Below are 5,065 nucleotides of genomic sequence, written 5' to 3'. Positions count from 1 at the left end.
ACTGTTCAGTTTTCAAGGTTCTTTGTTGTCTCAGCGACAGCTCATATATTTTATCATAAGCATTCTTGCTTGTCAACAACTTTTTTAATTTATTTTTTGTTTTTCTTTTTCAAAAGCGCCGTTTCTTCAACAGCTCAGCTAGTTTATCACGAAAACTCATCAGTGTCAAGCACTTTTTTGTTTTTATTTTTTCTAGCTTTTTTAAAAAAAGAAACGGAGAAAGAGGGATTTGAACCCTCGCGCCGGTTGCCCGACCTACACCCTTAGCAGGGGCGCCTCTTCGGCCTCTTGAGTATTTCTCCGCAGTAATAAAAAAAATATTCAATTGCATCTTAACGCATTTCTTTGTCAGACGCGTGTCTCATTATATCAAAGAAAATTTAAAATGTCAAGCAAATTTATCCAAGTTTTTTCTTTTTTTTTATTTCCTTTAAACCACCATTTTTCAATATATTTTATGATATGATACTATAGATGTTTTGGCGGATTGCAGGAGTGCATCGCATCGCACGCAGCAATCCAGATTAGGATTCAGAAAGGAGTTTTTTTATGAATTTAAAATATATGATCCTGGGATCCGGCGGTACTGGTGGAATTCTTGGCTCTGCTCTTACAAAAGCTGGAAAGGATGTTACATTCATTGCCCGTGGTTCCAACCTTGATGCTATGCGTAATAACGGTCTCATCATTCGTCATCTCTGGGATCAGACGGAAGAACATCTTGAGGTTCGTGCATTATCCATGGAAGAATCCTGTGCTCTTTCCCTGGCTCCGGAGGTTATCTTTATATGCGTAAAAGAATATTCCCTTGATTCCGTCCTTCCTTTTATCCGACAGACCGCTGGTCTCCGCACAATTATTATTCCCATCTTAAATATATATGGAACCGGTGCCAGGGTGCAGAAAGAATTACCGGATTGTACCGTTCTGGATGGATGCATCTATGTTTCTGCATCCTTAGAACATCCCGGTGTTCTGGTTCAGCACGGTCCTATCTTAAGGGTTGTCTTCGGTCCCAGGGATCCTTCCTATATTTCTCCGATTTTATCAGCCATTCAATCAGATCTTTGCGAAAGCGGTATCGATGGAGTTTTATCCACCCATATCCAAAGGGATGCTTTGGAGAAATTTTCCTATGTCTCCCCTATCGGAGCTGCTGGAGTCTACCTTCATGCCGTGGCCGGAGATTTTCAAAAGGAAGGACCTGCCCGTGAATTATTTAAATCCATGATTCGTGAAATCAGCGCTCTGGCTGCTGCCATGGGATATCCCTTTGAAAAAGACTATGTAAAAATAAATCTGGAGATTCTTTCCAACTTATCTGCCGATGCCACCACTTCCATGCAGCGTGACATAATGGAAGGAAAACCATCGGAACTGGACGGACTTGTCATGGAGCCACTCCGACTTGCAAAAAAATATTCTGTCTCTATGCCCTGTTATGAGGAGGTAGCAAAAGTATTATGTCCATTGGAATTTTAGTTGGTAAAATTGCGGCATTATTTATCATCATGTTTTTAGGCTTTGTTTTGGTAAAGACTGGCATTTGCCGCTCAGATGACAGCCGCATTCTTTCACGCCTGTCTGTCTATATCGTAGTCCCCTGTTCGATTTTATCTGCTTTTCAGGTCAGCTGCAGCCCTTCCATCCTAAATGGGCTTCTTTTGGCGGTGGCTGCTGCTGTATTGATCCATCTCATCCTGATTGTCCTTTTTTACTTTATAGGACCTCTTCTTCATCTTAACGGAGTTGAAAAAGCCTCTATCATCTACTCTAATGCAGGAAATCTTGTTATACCGCTTGTTTCCTCTATTCTAGGACCAGACTGGGTTATTTATTCCAGCGCCTACGTCTCTGTACAGCTTTTTCTTCTCTGGAGTCATGGCAAAATGATGATCTGTGAAGAAAAGAAGCCTGATTTTAAAAAAATCATAACAAATACAAATATGATTGCCATTTTATTCGGTATTTTTCTATTCTTGGCACAGATTTCACTTCCCGGTCCAGTGGACAACGCTGTCCGCTCCCTGGGAAGCATGATTGGTCCTTTGGCCATGCTGATCTCAGGAATGCTGATTGCCGGAACCACGCCCCAGGAAATTCTAGCTTTTCCCCATATTGGACTTGTCACGATTCTGCGGCTCATCGGTGTACCGCTTTTGACAATTTTATTTCTTAAATTCAGCGGCCTTGCTTCTTTTGCTGAGAATGGTTCACAAATTCTGCTTGTCACCCTGTTAGCCACAATCACCCCATCCGCCTCCACAATCACGCAGATGGCTCAGGTATATGGAAAAGATGCCCGCTATGCTGGTGCCATTAACGTAATTACCACTCTGCTTTGTATGATAACCATGCCAATCATGGTTTATCTCTATCAATTATAACTTTATTCTTCACGACAAAAGAGAGGTTATTTGCAAAACAGCCAATAACCTCTCTTCATAAAACTCAAAAATGCATCTGCATTCTTGCTGCGGGATGGGAGTCATCCCACATCTGATATCTTATTATCCTATCTCTGATATTCCTTTACCGCGGTCTCGTAAAGATTGTTTCCTTCGGAATCAATTACCACAATCATAGGCATATTTTCTACCGTCAATTTTCGGATCGCCTCTGTTCCCAGATCATCGTATGCAATCACTTCCGATTCCTTAATGCACTTTGAAAGAATTGCTCCGGCTCCGCCCACTGCCGCAAAATAAACGGCACCATTGCGAACGATGGCATCGATGACTGCCTGGCTTCTCTTTCCTTTTCCGATCATGGCTCCCATGCCGAGATCCAGAAGTCTTGGAGTATATTTATCCATACGGCTGGCTGTGGTCGGACCTGCAGAACCAATCGGACGGCCCTCTCTGGCCGGTGACGGTCCCATATAATAAATTACATTATCTTTCAGATCAAGGGGAAGTTCTCTTCCTTCATCCAGTGTCTCTATCATGCGCTTATGAGCTGCATCACGTGCCGTATAGATGGTTCCGCTTATATATACATAATCACCTGCATGCAGGCTTTTTAATGTCTCCCTGTCAATTGGAGCTGTGATTGTTCTATCCATATTTTCCTCCAAATCTATCTTATGTGCTCTCGGTATCTTTTTGTGCAGGAAAGACTCCGAGAGTACATTTTTCATACTATCAAATGATGTTAGGGTCACAAGAGATTTTTCCCCTTTTGATACCGGATTGCTATGTGCTTCGCACTTTCGCAATCCTAAAAATATTCATCAAATCACTCTGTGCGCATGACGGTTTACATGACAGCAGATATTGATGCCTACCGGCAGCCCTGCAATATGGGTCGGGTAGGTTTCAATATTGACAGCCAGTGCGGTTGTCCGTCCGCCTAAACCGCCAGGACCGATTCCAAGGTTATTGATCTTTTCAAGCATTTCTTTTTCCAGATCACGTACATACTCAACCGGTGATTCCTCTTCCAGATTTCTGGTCAGCGCGTGCTTCGCCATCTCTGCACACTTTTCAAAGGTTCCGCCGATTCCAACGCCTACTACCATCGGAGGACAGGCATTCGGTCCCGCATCCCGCACCGCTGTCAGAATAGCATCCTTGACTCCTTCGATTCCATCTGCCGGTTTCAGCATGAACACACGGCTCATGTTTTCACTTCCAAATCCCTTTGGAGCCACCGTGATCTCTACCTGCTCACCCTCTACGATCTCATAATGAATGATAGCCGGTGTATTATCCTTCGTATTCTCACGGTAAATCGGATCCTTAACCACGGATTTACGGAGATATCCGTCTACATATCCCTGGCGCACGCCCTCATTGATAGCATCAGTCAGAGAACCGCCGATCAGATGTACATCCTGTCCTACCTTGATAAACACAACTGCCATTCCAGTATCCTGGCAGATCGGAATCATCTCCTCACCAGCGATACATAAGTTTTCTTCCAGCTGGCCTAAAATCTGACGTCCCAATGGAGATTCTTCACTCGCTGCCGCCTCATCAAACACCTTTTTCATATCCGGTGACAGAAAATGGTTGGCCTCAATGCACATTTCTTTGATATTCTGTGTAATGGTTTCAACGTTGATTCTTCTCATTTGAAAACTACCCTTCTTCCATGAAATTTTTATCTGCTTACGCAGATAGAACCGTATCTCTTAATCATTAATGACTCTTATATCATCATAATAGAAATTAAATAATCTTGCAATCATTTCCGAATATATGTAATAAAAATACCCCCTGAATAGATTTCGAATTTATCTCTATCTAGTGAACCTCACATGGCTAAAGTCACGTGCTTCTCAGCCGTTTTAAACGGCAAGACTAAATATCGGCGGATACGCCAGTAACTTAGAATTCGTGCGGATACGCACTTTTTCCACGCCGGATACGGCTGGTTTCCACATTACAGGTAGTCCGCTGTATATCTGCCTGCGTTTATGCCGCTTTTAAATTGTTTACTTCTACATAAAGCTTTCTTAAATCTGCATAAACACATGAGGTTCTGCGCTTCACCGCAGGTACTTTTGCCTCCAGTGAAGACCTTCCCGTTTCCGGCAAGGGTTTTAATAATTCTCGTATAAAATATCTCGCTCCGATATTATAGGATGCTGACAGGTCGCAGTTGTACTGTTTTCCCGTTCGAAAGGTACATAGGCTATGGTTCTCCGGGTTTCTTACTACCACTCCGCTTCCGTCACAGGCCAGCCTGCTGGTGTTCCGGGCACTGACCATGGACACACGAATTCCGTTCCGATGTGCCTGATGTTCACACAGTTTCTGAATATCCCGCTTTCTCCATAAATGAAGCTTTTGTTTCTTTTTTCCGGATATTTTTCCCTGCATTTCCAGATACTCAAACACAATTACACCTGCCTGATACTCTGCGGCATATTTCGTGATCTCCGCAGCTATTTTGCGGGACAGCTCCATATTCAGCCTTTTTGCATAATCCCATCGGCTTTGGACCTGTCTGGAGGAATGTTCCCTCTGAAAACGGCGGATTCTGCCAAGCACATGATACAAATGGTCTTTATCACTGGAGAAATTTATAAATTTACGTCCCAGGATAGTGCCATCTGCCC

General features: G+C 43.3%; 5 protein-coding genes and 1 tRNA gene. 2 read left to right on the top strand and 4 right to left on the bottom strand.

Going from position 1 to position 5,065, the window contains the following annotated elements; genetic code table 11:
* Positions 1-214: 214 nt before the first annotated feature.
* Positions 215-302: transfer RNA gene (locus tag PG862_RS14235), tRNA-Ser, on the bottom strand.
* Positions 303-549: 247 nt separating this feature from the next.
* On the opposite strand from PG862_RS14235, the gene PG862_RS14230 reads away from it, so the two are divergent.
* Both PG862_RS14230 and PG862_RS14225 read left to right on the top strand, forming a co-directional pair.
* Positions 550-1,482, top strand: coding sequence for a ketopantoate reductase family protein (locus PG862_RS14230; RefSeq protein ID WP_270707848.1), 933 nt, complete (start codon positions 550-552; stop codon positions 1,480-1,482).
* Positions 1,464-2,387 (top strand): AEC family transporter, encoded by a 924-nt coding sequence (locus PG862_RS14225; RefSeq protein WP_270707846.1) that lies wholly within the window; start codon positions 1,464-1,466, stop codon positions 2,385-2,387. The genes PG862_RS14230 and PG862_RS14225 overlap by 19 nt, the downstream gene beginning before the upstream one ends.
* A 128-nt stretch (positions 2,388-2,515) precedes the next feature.
* Here the strand turns inward: PG862_RS14225 and PG862_RS14220 are convergent, their stop codons facing one another.
* The 3 genes from PG862_RS14220 to PG862_RS14210 form a co-directional block, all read right to left on the bottom strand.
* On the bottom strand, positions 2,516-3,139 hold the full coding sequence (locus tag PG862_RS14220) for a Fe-S-containing hydro-lyase (RefSeq protein WP_333563224.1): 624 nt from the start codon (positions 3,137-3,139) through the stop codon (positions 2,516-2,518).
* Between the two features lie 93 nt (positions 3,140-3,232).
* Positions 3,233-4,075 (bottom strand): fumarate hydratase, encoded by an 843-nt coding sequence (locus PG862_RS14215; RefSeq protein ID WP_270707844.1) that lies wholly within the window; start codon positions 4,073-4,075, stop codon positions 3,233-3,235.
* Between the two features lie 343 nt (positions 4,076-4,418).
* The coding region (locus tag PG862_RS14210; RefSeq protein WP_270707842.1) for an IS200/IS605 family accessory protein TnpB-related protein at positions 4,419-5,065 on the bottom strand (647 nt) is incomplete at its 5' end.

Origin of the sequence: Clostridium fessum, assembly GCF_027698965.1 — a bacterium.
Taxonomy (GTDB): domain Bacteria; phylum Bacillota; class Clostridia; order Lachnospirales; family Lachnospiraceae; genus Otoolea; species Otoolea fessa.
This window is presented reverse-complemented; position numbering and strand designations above follow the sequence as displayed.